The organism is Klebsiella sp. GL120222-02 (genome assembly GCF_003097195.1).
GTDB lineage: Bacteria > Pseudomonadota > Gammaproteobacteria > Enterobacterales > Enterobacteriaceae > Klebsiella > Klebsiella variicola.
Genome location: NZ_QEQO01000014.1, coordinates 38940 through 56292, shown reverse-complemented (window position 1 = coordinate 56292; position 17353 = coordinate 38940). Strand labels below are relative to the sequence as shown.

At 58.1% G+C, this 17353-nt stretch carries 16 protein-coding genes; 7 read left to right on the top strand and 9 right to left on the bottom strand.

The window, feature by feature from the left end:
* Positions 1–36 precede the first annotated feature (36 nt).
* Positions 37–897: a phospholipase A gene (pldA, locus tag N438_RS26720; RefSeq protein WP_002883408.1), complete on the bottom strand. Its 861-nt coding sequence runs from the start codon at positions 895–897 to the stop codon at positions 37–39.
* A gap of 152 nt (positions 898–1049) precedes the next feature.
* Here pldA and yigI point away from each other — a divergent pair, with 152 nt between their 5' ends.
* Together yigI and rarD are read left to right on the top strand one after the other, a co-directional pair.
* The gene (gene yigI / locus N438_RS26715; protein WP_002883404.1) at positions 1050–1514 is read left to right on the top strand and encodes an acyl-CoA thioesterase YigI; all 465 of its coding nucleotides are present in this window, start codon (positions 1050–1052) and stop codon (positions 1512–1514) included.
* A 48-nt stretch (positions 1515–1562) separates the two neighbouring features.
* Positions 1563–2456 carry an EamA family transporter RarD gene (rarD, locus tag N438_RS26710; protein ID WP_002883402.1) on the top strand — a complete coding sequence of 298 codons (894 nt, stop codon included), beginning with the start codon at positions 1563–1565 and terminating at the stop codon, positions 2454–2456.
* Between the two features lie 43 nt (positions 2457–2499).
* Here rarD and corA read toward each other — a convergent pair whose 3' ends face one another.
* From corA to N438_RS26675, 7 genes are all read right to left on the bottom strand, one after another.
* Positions 2500–3450, bottom strand: coding sequence for a magnesium/cobalt transporter CorA (gene corA / locus N438_RS26705; protein WP_012543234.1), 951 nt, complete (start codon positions 3448–3450; stop codon positions 2500–2502).
* A 355-nt stretch (positions 3451–3805) separates the two neighbouring features.
* Positions 3806–5968: a DNA helicase II gene (gene uvrD / locus N438_RS26700; RefSeq protein ID WP_012543235.1), complete on the bottom strand. Its 2163-nt coding sequence runs from the start codon at positions 5966–5968 to the stop codon at positions 3806–3808.
* A gap of 63 nt (positions 5969–6031) precedes the next feature.
* Positions 6032–6748 (bottom strand): 5-amino-6-(5-phospho-D-ribitylamino)uracil phosphatase YigB, encoded by a 717-nt coding sequence (gene yigB, locus N438_RS26695; RefSeq protein WP_012969191.1) that lies wholly within the window; start codon positions 6746–6748, stop codon positions 6032–6034.
* On the bottom strand, positions 6748–7650 hold the full coding sequence (gene xerC, locus N438_RS26690) for a tyrosine recombinase XerC (protein ID WP_012969192.1): 903 nt from the start codon (positions 7648–7650) through the stop codon (positions 6748–6750). Before xerC ends, yigB begins: the two co-directional genes overlap by 1 nt.
* Positions 7647–8354 carry a DUF484 domain-containing protein gene (locus N438_RS26685; protein WP_008807952.1) on the bottom strand — a complete coding sequence of 236 codons (708 nt, stop codon included), beginning with the start codon at positions 8352–8354 and terminating at the stop codon, positions 7647–7649. The genes xerC and N438_RS26685 overlap by 4 nt, the downstream gene beginning before the upstream one ends.
* Positions 8351–9175 carry a diaminopimelate epimerase gene (gene dapF / locus N438_RS26680; protein ID WP_002883394.1) on the bottom strand — a complete coding sequence of 275 codons (825 nt, stop codon included), beginning with the start codon at positions 9173–9175 and terminating at the stop codon, positions 8351–8353. Before dapF ends, N438_RS26685 begins: the two co-directional genes overlap by 4 nt.
* A gap of 35 nt (positions 9176–9210) precedes the next feature.
* Entirely contained in the window at positions 9211–9414 is a 204-nt protein-coding gene (locus N438_RS26675; protein ID WP_004886794.1) for a lipoprotein, read from the bottom strand.
* Positions 9415–9552: 138 nt separating this feature from the next.
* Between N438_RS26675 and cyaY the strand changes: the two genes are divergently transcribed.
* Positions 9553–9873 carry an iron donor protein CyaY gene (gene cyaY, locus N438_RS26670; protein WP_002883389.1) on the top strand — a complete coding sequence of 107 codons (321 nt, stop codon included), beginning with the start codon at positions 9553–9555 and terminating at the stop codon, positions 9871–9873.
* A 133-nt stretch (positions 9874–10006) separates the two neighbouring features.
* On the opposite strand, the gene cyaA is transcribed toward cyaY, so the two are convergent.
* On the bottom strand, positions 10007–12559 hold the full coding sequence (gene cyaA, locus N438_RS26665) for a class I adenylate cyclase (protein ID WP_002883383.1): 2553 nt from the start codon (positions 12557–12559) through the stop codon (positions 10007–10009).
* Between the two features lie 357 nt (positions 12560–12916).
* Between cyaA and hemC the strand changes: the two genes are divergently transcribed.
* The 4 genes from hemC to hemY are packed head-to-tail and all read left to right on the top strand — an operon-like array spanning position 12917 to position 16998.
* Positions 12917–13858, top strand: coding sequence for a hydroxymethylbilane synthase (gene hemC, locus N438_RS26660; RefSeq protein ID WP_008807953.1), 942 nt, complete (start codon positions 12917–12919; stop codon positions 13856–13858).
* Complete coding sequence (gene hemD, locus N438_RS26655) at positions 13855–14595, top strand: uroporphyrinogen-III synthase (protein WP_008807954.1); 741 nt, start codon at positions 13855–13857, stop codon at positions 14593–14595. The genes hemC and hemD overlap by 4 nt, the downstream gene beginning before the upstream one ends.
* A gap of 21 nt (positions 14596–14616) precedes the next feature.
* Positions 14617–15798, top strand: a complete 1182-nt coding sequence (gene hemX / locus N438_RS26650) for a uroporphyrinogen-III C-methyltransferase (RefSeq protein ID WP_008807955.1) — start codon at positions 14617–14619, stop codon at positions 15796–15798.
* Positions 15799–15801: 3 nt separating this feature from the next.
* Positions 15802–16998, top strand: coding sequence for a protoheme IX biogenesis protein HemY (hemY, locus tag N438_RS26645; protein WP_116696591.1), 1197 nt, complete (start codon positions 15802–15804; stop codon positions 16996–16998).
* Positions 16999–17353 lie beyond the last annotated feature (355 nt).

Sequence of the window (17353 nt, the reverse complement as noted above, 5' to 3'; positions counted from 1 at the left end):
CGCTATTTTCAGCGCCTGCGAGCCAGAGTGCAACGATTAAAACAGATCGTTGAGCATTAGCCCGACGCCGACGCGCGTTTGATTGAAGTTGTAGTCGATAAGCGATTCGCCGTAACCGCTGTAGATCTGCGTATAGGCGCGAACATGTTTGGTAATGGGATAGCTCACGCCGAGCTCCGCCCCGCCATAGCCGGTGTTCCAGTTATATTGCCCCTGCGCGCTCAGGATCGCCTCTCCCAGCTGGTAGCCCACCTTCAGCCGGTAATAGCCCATATATTTGGTGATATCCGGGTTATCATCGGTGTTGCCCACCACATACCAGGGCTTCACTTCCACCAGCCAGTTGCCGTTTTGCGCCATCAGGCGGGCGTAAAGCCGGTTCCAGCTGCGCGAGGTGGGGTCGGAACGACCATTCGAGTCGTGGTTATACCCCATCTCGATGTCACGCAGCGTCCAGCCGGCAAACTGGTAGTCGGTCGCAAAGCCCAAAAACAGCTGGGGCTCGTAATTGGTTTCGCGAAACGGCGCCGACTCTTTGCTGTTGGAGAGCTGCCACCAGGATTTCTGGGTGTACGATGCGCCGAGCAGCGAATTATCGCCCAGGATGCCGCGCCACAGCGGGAACGCCAGACTCAGCTGAAATTTCACTTCATCTTTACGGGCATTTTCAGCCCAGTCATAGCTGCGGATCGCCTCTTTATTGAGGTCGCTGGTCCATGTGTAGAGCAGATAGTTGCTCTCATAAGGGTAGAGCAGGAAAGGATTATCATGGTCCTGGAGCAGGTTGGCGATAATGCTGCCGCGCACTGCCGGTTTGTCGTGAACCGACGCATCCTGCGCCATAACACCGGCCGGTAGCGCGCACAGCGCCACCAGGCAGGCCAAAGAGATACGCATGCTGGTCTCCTGATAAATAGTTTTTATTTTTGTTTAACCTGAAGCCATTCTACCTGTTTATTAATCACCTGCCCCCTAATCCGCTCCGAAAGTGGAAATCAATATTTTAGAAGCATAAAATCAACATTTTGTTAACGAATGGAACCGGTGTTATGTCTGAACTTACTGCCGAAGCAGCGCTGAAACTGGTGGGGGAGATTTTCGTCTATCACATGCCGTTTAACCGTGCCCTCGGTCTCGAACTGGAGCGCTATGAAAAGGCGTTTGCCCAGCTCAGCTTTAATAATCAGCCGATGATGGTCGGCAACTGGGCGCAGAGTATTTTGCATGGCGGAGTGATCGCCTCCGCGCTGGACGTCGCCGCTGGCCTGGTCTGCGTCGGCAGCACCCTCACCCGCCATGACACCATCAACGAAGAAGAGCTGCGCCAACGCCTCTCCCGCATGGGAACCATCGACCTGCGCGTAGACTACCTGCGTCCGGGCCGTGGCGAACGGTTTACCGCCACCAGCACTCTGCTGCGCGCCGGCAATAAAGTGGCGGTAGCCCGCGTGGAACTGCATAACGAAGCTCAGGTCTATATTGCCAGCGCAACGGCCACCTATATGGTGGGTTGATTGGCCAAAATCGAGTAACATCACTCTCTTTGGCAATGGATTTTACCGATGGATGCGAAACAGACGCGGTTGGGGATCATTCTGGCCCTCGCCGCCTACTTTATCTGGGGTATCGCGCCAGCGTACTTCAAACTTATCTACTATGTTCCCGCCGATGAAATTCTGACCCATCGCGTGATCTGGTCCTTCTTCTTCATGGTGGCGCTCATCAGCGTCAGCCGCCAGTGGCCGCAGGTGAAAAAGCTGCTGAAGACACCGCGCAAGATCTTCCTGCTGGCGCTCTCGGCAGTGCTGGTCGGCGGTAACTGGCTGTTGTTCATCTGGGCGGTGAATAACCACCATATGCTGGAAGCCAGCCTCGGCTACTTTATCAACCCGCTGGTAAATATTCTGTTGGGGATGATTTTCCTCGGCGAACGCTTCCGTCGCCTGCAGTGGCTGGCGGTGATCCTCGCCTTTTGCGGCGTGCTGGTCCAGCTGTGGACCTTTGGTTCGCTGCCGATAATCGGCCTTGGGCTGGCCTTCAGTTTTGCCTTTTACGGCCTGGTGCGGAAGAAAATCGCTGTCGACGCGCAGACCGGCATGCTGGTGGAAACGCTGTGGCTACTGCCGGTGGCGGCAATCTGGCTGTTTGGCATCACTGATAGCCCGACCAGCCATATGGGGGAGAACCCCTGGTCGCTCAATCTGCTGCTGATGGCCGCGGGCGTGGTCACGACCATTCCCCTGCTGTGCTTCACTGGCGCGGCAACGCGCCTGCGGCTCTCCACGCTGGGCTTTTTCCAGTACATCGGCCCAACGCTGATGTTCCTGCTGGCGGTGACGTTCTACGGCGAAGTGCCGGGCAAGGATAAAATGGTGACCTTCGGCTTTATCTGGGTCGCGCTGGCGGTATTTATCGTCGATGCGCTGTATACCCAGCGCCGGCTGCGCAGAGGCTAAGCCGGCCTCAGCCAGTAAAAAAGGGAGCCGCCGCTCCCTTTTTTTACAGCCAGTTTTTACGCTTGAAGTAGAGATATGGCGCCAGGCCGGCCAGCATCATAAAGACGATCGCCCCCGGGTAGCCGAAGCTCCAGTGCAGCTCCGGCATAAATTCAAAGTTCATCCCGTAGCTGGACGCCACCAGGGTTGGCGGCAGGAATACCACCGACACCACCGAGAAGATCTTGATGATGCGGTTCTGCTCGATGTTGATGAAGCCCATCGCCGCCTGCATCAGGAAGTTCACCTTCTGGAACAGCGATTCGTTGTGCGGCAGCAGGGATTCGATATCGCGCAGGATCTCCCGCGCCTGTTCCAGCTGGCCCGCCGGCAGGCGCGCCTTACGCACCAGGAAGTTCAGCGCGCGCTGGGTATCCATCAGACAGAGGCGGACCTTCCAGCCGATATCTTCCAGTTCCGCCAGCGTCGACAGCGCTTCATCGTACTCGTCGCCCTGATGGCCTTCCATAATCACGCGGCTCAGCTTTTCCAGGTCGCTGTAGATATTTTCAATTTCATCCGCCAGCTGCTCGATTTTGGTTTCGAACAGGTCGAGCAGCAGTTCGTAGGCGTTACCGTCGACCAGCGTCTGGTTGCGCACGCGCATACGGTACAGGCGGAAAGCGGGCAGTTCGCGCTCGCGCAGCGTGAACAGGCGGCCTTCGCGGATGGTAAACGCCACGGTAGAGTTGCCGGCGTGATCTTCCGCATCTTCAAAAAAGAAGAAGGAGTGGATGTGTAACCCGTCTTCATCTTCAAAGAAACGCGCGGAGGCTTCGATATCTTCCAGTTCCGGGCGCGTCGCCAGGTTCTGACCCAGTTCCGTCTGCACGCGGCTTCGCTCATCGTCGTCAGGCTCGACCAGATCGACCCACACCGAGCTGGCGAGGTGCTTGATCTCATCGGCTTCCAGGCGCGTTAAACGATTGTTTTCCAGTTGAAATGCGCTCAGCATGACCGGGACTCCCAATGCAAAAAAATTATCGGACAGTTCGGTGGGCACACAGAAACAAATTGGGTTTCAGACCATTAAGCCTGACTCAGCGCGACGGGAATAGGGCAGGTCGCTGACAACCGCTAAGGCTATCAGCATAAGAGGATAGCCTTAGGAGTTGTTCCTGAATGACAGGAAGTTGAGCCAGCATCTACTGGGTGTGTCCAAGGCGAATGTCCTCTTAGCGTAATCGTGCGCGCATGTTACGCCAGCGCAAAATCGGCGTCAACACGCAACGGAACGCGAAAGCGCAAATCAGGCGCCTTAACGTATAAAGGTAGCAGAATATTACAAAATAATGATATTTTTCTTAAAGTTACACCGTCTCAAGCCGCGCGTAAGCCGCCACCAGCCATTTGATTCCCTGGCCCTGAAAAGCCACCTGCAGCCGGCTGTGCTCGCCGCTGCCTTCGAGGTTGACGATAGTGCCTTCGCCAAACTTCGGATGACGCACCCGCTGACCTAACTTGTAGCCGGTATCGCTCTCGGCAATCGGCGCCCCCAGTCGCTGGTGGTTTACCGGACGGCTCACCGTGGCCCGCAGACGCACTTCTTCTACGCACTCCTGCGGCAGTTCTCCAATAAAGCGCGACGGGCGATGGTAAACCTCTTTGCCGTACAGACGGCGGGTTTCGGCGTAGGTCAGCGTCAGCTTCTGCATGGCGCGCGTCACGCCAACGTAGGCCAGGCGACGCTCTTCTTCCAGGCGGCCGCCTTCATCAAGCGCCATCTGGCTCGGGAACATCCCTTCTTCGACGCCGACGATAAACACCTGCGGGAATTCCAGCCCTTTCGCCGAGTGCAGGGTCATCAGTTGAACCGCGTCCTGCCAGGTGTCCGCCTGCCCCTCGCCCGCTTCCAGCGCGGCGTGGGAGAGGAACGCCTGCAGCGGCATCAGGTCTTCATCTTCTTCGTTGTAGCTGAACTGGCGCGTCGCCGTCACCAGTTCCTCTAAGTTTTCAATACGGGTCTGGCCCTTCTCGCCTTTCTCCTGCTCGTACATCGCGCGCAGCCCGGAGTCTTTAATCACCCGATCGGTCTGAACATGTAGCGGCATATCGGCGGTTTCCTGCGCCAGCGCGTCAATCAACTCCATAAAGCGCTGCAGAGCGCTGGCGGCACGGCCAGCCAGCACTTTCTCTTTCAGTAGCTCGCGGCAGGCCTGCCACAGCGTCAGCTGACGATCGCGCGACGTCTGGCGCACCACGTCGAGCGTACGATCGCCGATGCCGCGAGTCGGCGTATTGACCACCCGCTCAAACGCTGCATCGTCGTTACGGTTGGCAATCAGGCGCAGGTAAGAGAGCGCATCTTTGATTTCCTGACGTTCGAAGAAGCGCATACCGCCGTAGATACGGTACGGCATGCTGGCCTGCAGGAGCGCCTCTTCCAGCACGCGCGACTGGGCGTTACTGCGATAGAGAATGGCACATTGCTCCAGCGCGCCGCCGTTCTCCTGCCAGGTTTTAATGCGGTTCACCACGAAGCGCGCTTCGTCGAGATCGTTGAAGGCGCAGTACAGCGAAATCGGCTCGCCGTCGGCGCCGTCGGTCCACAGCTTTTTGCCCAGGCGCCCGTTGTTGTTTTCAATCAGGGCGTTGGCAGCGCTAAGAATATTGCTGGTTGAACGATAGTTCTGCTCCAGGCGAATAGTTTCCGCGCCGGGGAAGTCGTTGAGGAAGCGCTGAATGTTCTCGACCTGCGCGCCGCGCCAGCCATAAATCGACTGGTCATCATCGCCAACGATCATCACTTTGCCGGTATCACCGGCCAGCAGGCGGATCCAGGCGTACTGGATGTTGTTGGTGTCCTGGAATTCATCGACGAGGATATTGGTGAAACGCTCACGATAGTGCTGCAGGATATGCGGCTTGTTCAGCCACAGCTCGTGCGCGCGCAGCAGCAGCTCGGCGAAATCCACCAGTCCGGCGCGGTCGCAGGCCTCCTGGTAGGCCTGATAGACCTTCTGCCAGGTCTGCTCGACCGGGTTGCCATAGCTCTGAATGTGATGAGGGCGCAGCCCTTCATCTTTCTGGCTGTTGATGTACCACATTGCCTGACGCGGCGGCCATTGCTTCTCATCGAGATTCATCGCCTTAATCAGACGCTTCAGCAGACGGAGCTGGTCTTCGCTGTCGAGGATTTGGAAATCCTGCGGCAGGTTGGCGTCCAGATGATGCGCACGCAGCAGACGGTGCGCGAGGCCGTGGAAGGTGCCTACCCACATGCCGCCCTGGGTAGTGCCCATCAGCTGGCCGATACGGTGGCGCATCTCCGCCGCCGCTTTGTTGGTAAAGGTCACCGCCATAATCGAGTACGGCGAGCAGTTCTCCACGCTCAGCAGCCAGGCGATACGGTGCACCAGAACGCGCGTCTTACCACTGCCCGCCCCTGCCAGAACCAGCATATTGGTGCGCGAGGCCGCTACGGCTTCACGCTGTTTGTCATTAAGGCTGTCGAGCAGGTAAGAAACGTCCATTGGCACCGCCGGAAGAGAAGGGGTTCCATGAACCCCTGTTAATATATACAGAGTGACTGGTGATTATATCAGCGAGGTTAGAGATGCCAACCGTGAAATTTCAATATGCGGCAGCAGGCGGCTGTCCGCGGTGTGCATCAGGTCCGCGCCTTGCGGTTTGATCCAGCAGGCCTGCATCCCACAGCGCAGCGAACCGGCGACGTCGGTCGTCAGATCATCGCCGACGTGCAGAATGTGCCCGAGCGGTAAATTCAGACGCGCCGCCGCCAGGTGATACATATCGGCAAACGGCTTGGAACGACCATCCGGACCCGCGCGCAGCACGAAGCGGAAATAGTCGCTCAGGCCGAACAGCTCGGGGCGGGCGTTGCCATTGGTAATGGCCACCAGCGGCCACTTCTGTGCCAGCTTCGCCAGCGTATCGTGGGTCTCCTGCGGAACATCGACCCGGCTGCGCCAGTGGGCGAAGTTTTCCATCGCCGCATCGGCGCCGGCTTTTGCCGCTTCGGCGGAGAGCCCAGCGTTACGCATGCCGAGCTCCAGCGCACGATGGCGCCAGACGGTCACGTCGTGGTAGATCTCCGGCTCAGATGCCAGCAGCGTCTGACGCAGTTGGTTAAGCTCATGGGCATCGAACTGGCTGAGCGACGGATGGTAATTGCGCACAAAGGCCAGCGACTCGTGCATCGTCCGGTCAATCACCGGGCGGTTATCATATAGGGTGTCGTCCAGGTCAAACGTCAGTGCGGAAATCTGGCCCAGAGGTCGGTAAAAACGCATTATTTCCCCCGTTTAGCGCGCGGATGCGCGGCATCGTACACCGAGGCAAGATGTTGAAAGTCAAGATGGGTATAGATTTGAGTGGTGGAGAGGTTAGCATGGCCCAACAGCTCCTGCACGCCGCGCAGATCGCCGCTGGACTCCAGCATATGGGTGGCAAAGGAGTGGCGCAGCTTGTGCGGGTGCACATGGCTGTTCAGCCCCTGCTTAATCCCCCACTCGGCAAACCGCTTCTGCACGTTGCGCGCCGAAATGCGTTTACCCAGCTTCGACAAAAACAGCGCGTCGTCGTCGGTACCGAACAGGCCGCGCAAATCCAGCCAGTGCTCAATCCACGTCACCGCGTTGCGACCGATCGGTAAACGGCGTTCTTTGCTGCCTTTGCCCATCACCCAAACCTCACCGCTTTCGAGGTCGAGGTGCTTAATATCAAGGTTGACCAGCTCAGACAGACGCAGACCTGCACCGTACATCACTTCCAGCATCGCCCGGTCGCGCACCGCGAGCGGATCGTTGAGGTCGATATCCAGCAGCCGATTTACATCATCGACATCGATATTTTTCGGCAAGTGGCGGGGAATTTTCGGCGCCGCAATCCCCTTCGCCGGGTTAGCGGCCAGTTCGCCCTGACTGACCATCCAGTCAAAGAAGCTGCGTAGCGCGGAAAGCCGCAGCGCCAGGCTCGCCGGGCCTAAACCCGCACGGCGGCTGCGTACCGCAAAGCTACGCACCTGAGCGGCATCGCACTGCTGCCAGCTTTTCAGCCCAGCCTCATCCGCCAGGGCGATCAACGCGTCCAGCTGACGCTGGTAGTTAGTCAGCGTAATCGGGCTAAGCTGACGCTCAACGCCGAGATAGCGCAGGAAGCGGTCGACGCAGGCGGAAAGCGGAGAGTCGGTCATGCGCGTTCAATCCAGCGCTCCAGCAGGCCAGGGAGCATCTGCGCAATTTCCTGCAGCAACTGCGTCCCCTGCCCTGACTGATAATGCTGCGCATCGCGGCTGCTAAAGAGCATCACGCCCGGAGCGTTATCGCCGCCCAGCATCGACATCGCCACGGATCCAATGGCCTTCGCTTCCGGTAGCACCACCAGCAGCTCCGGACCGTTCAGCGGCCCAAGATAGTGGCGCGCCTGGCCCAGACGTTGAATACGGATCGGCTCAAACGCCTGCCGGCTTAACGCCAAATGGGTAAACTTCGAGGGCGCGCCGAGGCGCCAGCAGTCAGGGAACAGGCGCACCGTGGCGCCAGCTAACCCCAGCTCGCGAGCCCAGCGATGAAGGCGGTTGAGCATATCATCGAGGCTCTCCGCGGCCGCCAGCCGCGTTTGCAGCTGCAGCAGGCGCTGGAACAGGCTTTCATTAGCGACCGCCTGCTCCATCAGCAGCGACATATTCTCTTCCAGCACATGAATATGGTTACGCGCCCGCATCATGTGCCACTCCACCAGCGAAATCGAACCGCGGACCGGATGCGGGACACGGATATGTTCAACCTGGGCGGCATTACGAATAAAAAATTCAGGATGTTGCAACAGATAGTCCACCACCGCCCGATCGTTCAACGCGCTGGTAACCTCCTGCTGTTCTTCCCCGATTGGTTTCATAAATGAATAAATCCATCATAGACATGGGCCGCCGGGCCGGTCATAAACAGCGGCTGGCCCGGGCCTTTCCAGGCGATATCAAGACGACCGCCGGGCAATTCCACGCGTACCGTTTCAGCGAGCAGCCCCTGCTGGATCCCCACCGCCACCGCGGCGCAGGCGCCGCTGCCGCAGGCCTGGGTTTCCCCCGCGCCGCGTTCGTAGACGCGCAGACGGATGTGGGACCGGCCGACCACCTGCATAAAGCCGATATTGGCGCGCTCCGGAAAACGCTCGTGGCTTTCCATCACCGGGCCGAGGGTTTCTACGGCCGCCGTATCCACGTCATCCACCTGGATGACGCAGTGCGGATTCCCCATGGACACCACGCCGCACAATACTGTCTGCTCGGCGGCACGCATGATATAGGTCTTTTCCGCTTTGTTGGCGCGGAACGGCACCTGGGACGGCTCAAAGTTAGGCTCGCCCATATTCACCCGCACCAGATCGTCTTCCGTTACGCTTAATACCATACGCCCGTTGGCCGTACTCACGCGAATATCACGTTTATTGGTCAGGCCTTTCAGCCGGACAAAGCGGGCAAAACAGCGCGCGCCGTTGCCGCACTGCGACACTTCGCTGCCGTCGGCGTTAAAGATCCGGTAATGAAAATCCAGATCGGGATCGTAGGGCGGCTCGACGACCAACAGCTGATCGAACCCGACGCCAAGATGGCGATCTGCCAGGCGGCGAATCAACTCCGGCGAGAAAAAAACATTCTGCGTTACCGCGTCAACGACCATAAAATCGTTGCCAAGGCCATGCATTTTAGAGAACTGCATCATCTACTCCAGTTGCGCGGAACAGAACGTTATCGTTAGTAATTGACCTGGCTCGGACCACCGGTATCGCCACGATCGTTACGATCCGGCGTTGAGCTCTGAATGCCAGGGTTAACCGGTTTGGTCGGCGGCGGCGCGGTTTTGTCCGCCGGCGGGAAATAGAGAGGCCCTTTCAGACCGCAGCCGGTCAGGCTGAAGATCGCAAACAAAACGGCAAGCGTAGGAAAAACGTTTTTCATTGATAGTTGCCCGTGATTCATTCTTTCTGCTTTCTATCATCGCAGGAGAAGACGTAAAAGCAAGCGTTTAGCATCCGACTGCGCGCGCTTTTGTTTCGCGCTATACTGCCGCCATCTTCAAAAAAGCAGGATAGAACCATGAACGACAGTGAATTCCATCGCCTGGCGGATAGCCTGTGGATGACCATCGAAGAACGCCTGGACGACTGGGACGGCGATAGCGACATCGACTGTGAAATCAACGGCGGCGTGCTGACCATCAGCTTTGAAAACGGCAGCAAAATCATTATCAACCGTCAGGAGCCGCTGCACCAGGTGTGGCTGGCCACCAAACAGGGCGGCTACCATTTTGATCTCAAAGGCGACGAGTGGATCTGCGATCGCAGCGGCGAGACCTTCTGGGATTTGCTGGAGCAGGCGGCGAGCCAGCAGGCCGGTGAGACGGTGAAATTCCGTTAATGACGTGTTTCCCGGATGGCGGCGCATCGCGCCTTATCCGGGCTACCCGACGACTTAGAACCGTAGCCCTGCTAAGCGCAGCGCCAGCAGGGAATATCTCCGGATAGCGGCTCACGCCTTATCCGGGCCAAATCTACGAGTAGCGCTGCTGCAGCACCGGCGAAGCGGTAACGTCCTGGCTGGTGGGTATCGCGGCGGCAATCGCCTGGGTACGGAAGGGGATCACCTGGGTGCGCCCGTCTACCTCGACAATCTGATAGAACTGCGGCAGGTTGAAGTTGATAAAGCTGGAGCCGTAGGTGAAACGATCGTGCGATGACGAATAGAAGCGGCTGACGTCGCGCACCAGTTCCTCTTTACTGCCCTCGCAGTGATGATAGACCTCGGCGCGGTTGCTCTCATCAAGAATATAGATGTTAAAGCCGCTGTCGTTGTTATCCGCGTCTTCAAAGAAGAACTGAATAATCCCTTCGCTGGCGAAGCCATCCACCACCGCCGGCAGCTTAACGTGATTGGTTTCCACCTGCACCGACAACCCGTGAAGCTTGTTGTGCGAGATAGCGCCGTAGAACTCAATGGCGTTTTCCAGCTTCTGCACCGAAACGTTAAGACGCTCGAAGAACAGCCCCCACGTCTGGCCGGAGACGCGCAGCGCTTTGAAGCGCCCGGTATCCTGGCGGGTACTGGAGAGACGCAGTTCGATGCATTCGGAGATCATCTGCTGCACGCGGGTGCGGATCAGGCCGCGCAGGTGCTGGCTATAGCAGAACACCTCCACGCTGTCCGGCGGCGCGGCGTCCTGATGCATTTTGCCGAGGATCGTCTTCAGCGCTTCGATCATCGCCTGCTCGCCGTTAAAGTGCAGCGTACGCACTTCGTTCCACGAGTTGCGATACAGCAGGTCGACGCTGCCGATCAGACATTTTTGCTCTTCACCGAAGCTGAAAACATCCAGTTTACGGAAGTCGAAGTGCACCACCTGATTGCGGAAGGCCGCGGTCGGGTCATATTCGAGGTTGACGATAATCGCCAGATGGCGGATTTCGCACGGGCTGTACAGCGCTTTTGGCGTCGGCGCCGGCAGGCGCAGCGGGAAGTGGTGCGACACGTCGGCCACCATCTCCTGCAGCTTCGCCAGATCGACGATGCCGTTGCCCTTAATAAACAGGCGGGTGCGTGAGGTCAGCAGGCCGTTAAACCAGGCCCAGGCCACCAGCTTATTAAGATAACGGTTATATTCCAGCGGCTGATGGCTGATGATCGATTCCATATCCGGCGCGCGGTTATACAGATACCAACCGGTACGGTTGGCACGGCCCGGCGGCACGTGGATAAAGGTCAGGTTCGGTTCCGACAGATCCGGCGAAATTTGCGGGTTCACCAGCGTGACTTTCCCCGGCAGCGCTTCAAAGGCCGCATACAGCTTACGGGTCAGCACGCCAATATCCTGAGGGCTGGCGGAGACGCTAAGGTTATTGCGCCGCGCGAAGCGGATCAGATTACGATAGCTCTGCATCATGGCGTCGAGCAGTTCGTTGTGCGCCTTGCGCACTTCATCAATTTTCCAGTTGGCGCGGTTGTCGAGCATCATCAGACGCTTTTCGTCCCAGCCCCAGGCATTCACCAACTGGCTGACGACTTCGCGACGCCAGCCGACGCAGGCGCGTTCGCGGCTGAGTTTTTCACAGACTTTCAGGTAGAAGCAGCGGCGCACCAGGTCGAGGCGGGTTTCATCTTCGATGGCCTGCAGATAGGTAGTCACGCGCTCCAGCATCATGCAGTACGGGTCGAGGCCGAAGGAGACAATCTCGCCGTCGTGCAGACGCTGTTTGATATCTTTCGCTAACAGGCGGTTATTGGGGTATTCCCAGGAGTAGGCTTCCAGCAACAGCGTTTTCAGCACCGCTTTATAGGGGGAGTCGATACTTTTATACAGCTGCCACAGGCTGGCGCCGAAGTACTCTTCCGCCGACAGCGAACTGAGGCCGCCGAGATCGAGCCATTCGTTAGGCGTCAGCACGCCCTGAGCATACAGCCCCATGACGTAATCATCGTAATGCTCTTCTTCATCGCACGGCACCATATTCCACAGAATACGCTTGCCGGCGAGACGCACCGCGGTGCGATAGAACTCATCGAGCAACAGGATATGCTGAGTCGAACCGCAGTCTTCGCCGCCGAGACTGCCGCTTTCATTATGACGGAAGCGGTTTTCGTCGATCAGGAAGAAGCTGACTTCCACGCCGAGCGAGGCCGCCCAGCTCTCAAGCAGGCTGCATTTTCGCTGCAGCAGCTGGCGCTCTTCGCTATCCAGCCAGGCCTGGTGACATACCCAGATATCCAGATCGGAAGAACAGCTTTGACCAACGGAGGAAGTACTGCCCATCGAGTAGACGCCGGTGATCGGCAGCTCGCCTTTCGGCGGCTCCTGGGTCTGCATGCCGCGATGCAGCTCTAGTTCTTCAAGATAGTGGCGTTGGGTTTCATCAGGCGTGTAGAGGCAAATGCCACGGGGAACGTTACCGTCAAGGTAACCCGGCATCAGCGGGTGATGATAATGTAGTAACGTTGGCAGTAGACTGTAAACCTGCTGGAAAGCGGGTCCCATGGCAGCAAGGGCGCGATCCACGCGCAATTGGTTGATGGCATCCAGTCTCTGTTTCAGTGTCTCAATATAGAGGTACAAGACATATCGCCTGATGTTCAAAAACCCGAAGTACAATAGTACGGAGGATTTCAGTATTTCAACAAAAACCGTCACCATTCGTCGTCGGTGTGGTTGTGATGAGCAGCGGACGGACAAATGGTTTAAAACGTGATCAATTTAACACCTTGCTCATTGACCGTAAAGAAAGATGCGCTACATACAAGTGTAGCACCGTTTATTACCTGTAAATTCCTCACTACGCCTCCGGCAACCGCCACGCGCATGAAAGGTTAAAAAAGAGAAGGCCGGGGCCATCTCCCACATAAACCGTGAAAACTAACATCCGTAAGACAACAATGTTAGGATGGATAGTGGTCGACAATGACGGTAACAAGCATGTTAGACAAAGTTTTGAAAATTGCCACACGGCAAAGCCCGCTTGCGCTATGGCAGGCGCAGTATGTTAAAGCGCGCCTGGAACAAGCGCATCCAGGACTGAACGTCGAGCTGGTGCCGATGGTTACGCGCGGTGATGTCATCCTTGATACGCCCCTGGCAAAGGTGGGCGGCAAGGGCTTATTTGTGAAAGAGTTAGAGCTCGCCATGCTCGAAGGGCGGGCCGATATCGCCGTCCATTCGATGAAAGATGTCCCGGTGGAATTCCCGGAGGGCCTGGGGTTGGTCACCATCTGCGAGCGCGACGATCCGCGCGACGCGTTTGTTTCCAATCACTATGCCTCAATTGACGAACTGCCGGCCGGCAGCGTCGTTGGCACGTCAAGTTTACGCCGTCAGTGCCAGCTGGCCGCCACCCGTCCAGACCTGGTGATCCGCTCTCTGCGCGGTAACGTCGGTACCCGGCTGAGTAAACTGGATAACGGTGAGTATGACGCCATTATCCTTGCCGCCGCCGGGTTGAAGCGCCTGAAACTGGAAGCGCGTATTCGCCAGCCGCTGTCGCCGGAGCAATCCCTGCCGGCCGTCGGCCAGGGCGCGGTGGGTATCGAATGCCGTCTTGACGATGCATGGACCCAGGCGCTGTTAGCGCCCCTCAACCATGCGGAAACCGCAGTACGCGTGCGCGCCGAACGGGCGATGAACACCCGCCTCGAAGGCGGTTGTCAGGTGCCAATTGGCAGCTATGCGGAACTCGTCAACGGCGAACTGTGGTTGCGGGCGCTGGTTGGCGCCCCGGATGGTTCGCAGATGGTACGCGGCGAACGGCGCGGGCCAGCAGAGCAGGCCGAAGCGCTCGGCATCTCGCTGGCGGAAGAGCTCCTGGATAACGGCGCCCGCGACATTCTCGCGGCAGTTTATGATGGAGAAGCCCCACGATGAGCATCCTGGTCACTCGTCCACTCCCGCAAGGGGAAGCGCTGGTCAGCCGTCTGCGGGCCATGGGACGCGTGGCCTGGAGCTTTCCGCTGATAGAATTTACGCCTGGCCGGGAGCTTCCCGTGCTGGGCGACCATCTTGCCCATCTGGGGTCCGACGACCTGCTGTTTGCGCTATCCCAGCATGCGGTGGAATTCGCCCATGCCCGTCTGCAGCAGCAAGGCCTGCCCTGGCCCACTTCTCCGCACTATTTTGCCATTGGTCGAACGACGGCGCTGGCCCTGCATACGGTCAGCGGGCAGCACATCCGTTACCCGTTAGATCGGGAAATTAGCGAAGTCTTGCTACAATTACCTGAATTACAAAACATTGCCGGGAAAAATGCGCTGATCCTACGCGGCAATGGTGGGCGGGAACTCTTAGGCGCCACGCTGGCTGAACGCGGCGCCAGGGTCACATTTTGTGAATGTTATCAACGTAGTGCAAAACATTACGATGGCGCAGAAGAAGCGATGCGCTGGCAGTCTCGCGGGGTCACCACGCTGGTGGTCACCAGCGGTGAGATGCTGCAGCAGCTGTGGTCGCTCATACCGCAATGGTATCGCGAACAGTGGCTCCTGCACTGCCGCCTTGTCGTTGTCAGCGAACGTCTGGCCCTTCAGGCCCGGGAACTGGGCTGGCAGGAGATTCAGGTTGCCGATAACGCTGACAACGATGCGCTGCTACGCGCATTACAATAACTCTCAACATTGGAAGCCATAATGACGGAACAACAAAATCAATCCGCCGTGGTTGAGGAGACCAGGGAGGCCGTGGAAACCACACCACAGCCAGAGAACAACGATAAGAAGAAGGCGGGTAACAAAACCAGCCTGGCGCTCAGCGCGATCGCTATCGCCATTGCGATAGCCGCTGGCATCGGCCTGTATGGCCTGAACAAACAGCAGGCCACGCGGCAAAACGCAACCACCTCTGAATTATCAGGCCAGCTTGCGGCACTGCAAAAAGCGCAGGAGAGCCAAAAGAGCGAACTGGAAGGCATTATCAAACAGCAGGCCGACCAGTTGAGTCAGGCCAAACACGAGCAGGAAACCCTGACCAAACAGCTTGATGAGTTGCAGCAGAAAGTCGCCGTGATTTCGGGCAGCGATGCCAAAACCTGGCTGCTGGCCCAGGCCGATTTCCTCGTCAAGCTGGCGGGACGTAAGCTGTGGAGCGATCAGGATGTCACCACCGCCGCCGCGCTGCTAAAAAGCGCCGACGCCAGCCTCGCCGACATGAATGACCCCAGCCTGATCGGCGCCCGCCGGGCCATCACCGACGACATCGCCACCCTCTCCGCGGTAAGCCAGGTGGACTACGACGGTATGATCCTCAAGGTGAATCAGTTGGCGAACCAAATCGACAACCTGCGGCTGGCCGATAATAACGATGACGATTCGCCGATGGACTCTGATAGCGACGAGCTTTCCAGCTCTATCAGCGAATGGCGCGTCAATCTGCAGAAAAGCTGGCAGAACTTTATGGACAGCTTTATCACCGTGCGCCGCCGCGATGAAACCGCGGTCCCGCTGCTGGCGCCGAATCAGGATATCTATCTGCGGGAAAATATTCGCTCTCGCCTGCTGGTCGCCGCGCAGGCAGTGCCGCGCCATCAGGAAGAGACCTGGAAACAGTCGCTGGATAACGTCTCGACCTGGGTACGCGCCTATTACGATACTGATGACGCCACCACCAAAGCCTTCCTCGACGAGGTGGATAAGCTCAGTCAGCAAAGCATTACCATGACGGTGCCGGAAACGCTGCAGAGCCAGGCGTTGCTGGAAAAACTGATGCAGACCCGGGTGCGCAACCTGATGGCGCAGCCTGCCGTTACCGCGGGCGGCGCGCCCTCACCAGCCCCTGCTGCACCGGCCGCCCCTGCTGCGCCGCAAGGAGAGTAACGCATGCTGAAAATTCTTCTACTCTTCGCGCTGTTGATCGCCGGGATCGTGCTTGGCCCGATGATCGCCGGGCATCAGGGCTACGTCCTGATCCAGACCGATAATTACAATATCGAGACCAGCGTGACCGGGCTGGTGATCATCCTGATCCTCGCCATGGTGGTGCTGTTCGCCATCGAATGGCTGCTGCGCCGCATTTTCCGCACCGGAGCGCATACGCGCGGCTGGTTTGTCGGCCGTAAACGCCGTCGCGCGCGTAAGCAAACCGAGCAGGCGCTACTCAAGCTGGCGGAAGGTGATTACCAGCAGGTTGAGAAGCTGATGGCGAAAAATGCCGATCACGCCGAACAACCGGTGGTGAACTATCTGCTGGCGGCGGAAGCGGCCCAACAGCGCGGCGATGAAGCGCGGGCCAACCAGCATCTGGAGCGCGCCACCGAGCTGGCGGGCGATGACCTGATCCCGGTGGAAATCATCCGCGTTCGCCTGCAGCTGGCGCGTAATGAAAATCACGCCGCGCGCCATGGCATCGATAAGCTGCTGGAAATTACTCCACGTCATCCTGAAGTGCTGCGCCTCGCCGAACAGGCATACACCCGTACCGGCGCCTGGCAGTCGCTGCTGGACATCATTCCGTCGATGGCGAAAGCTAACGTCGGCGATGAAGAGCACCGCGCTGCGCTGGAACAGCTGGCCTGGGTTGGCCTGATGGATAAAGCGCTGGCCGACGGCGGCAGCGAAGGGTTGCGCGAATGGTGGCGCAACCAGAGCCGTAAAACACGGGCGCTGGTGCCGCTGCAGGTGGCAATGGCCGAGCGCCTCATCGAGAGCGACGATCACGATACCGCGCAGCAAATTATCATTGATGGTCTGAAGAAGCAGTATGATGACCGTCTGGTGATGCCGATCCCGCGTCTGAAGACCAATAACCCGGAACAGCTGGAGAAAGTGCTGCGCCAGCAGATCAAAGCCGTTGGCGACCGTCCGCTGCTGTGGAGTACCCTGGGCCAGTCGCTGATGCGGCACGGCGAATGGCAGGAGGCCAGCATCGCCTTCCGCGCCGCGCTTAAGCAGCGTCCGGATGCCTTTGATTACGCCTGGCTGGCGGATGCCCTGGATCGCCTGCATCAGCCGGAAGAAGCCGCCGCTATGCGCCGCGATGGGCTGCTGCTGACGCTGCAGAATAATCCTCAGCCGTAACCTGCCATGGCTATCGCCTCCTGCGGGGCGATAGCCCTTCTCCCCCACCTTCGCGTTGACGGATCCCTGAAAGAAAAAAACGCCTGCGCTGAAATCAGGGCAGGCGTTAAAACAGGTCTGTTTGACAACAAATTGGGTGCTTCACTCAACGTAATGTCCATGGTGTTTGATGAGGCATAAATACGACATCTGTCAGTGGACGATAAGCACCGTAAGAACGGCTCTGCATCATTCCGGAGTTTATGAGGCACGAAGGCGAACATAAGAGATGGAATGAGCATCTACCCGGTTATTATCGCACAGGATCCGGGGAAATTGCATCTACCACAGTGATGAATTGAGAGTTTTCCTGACG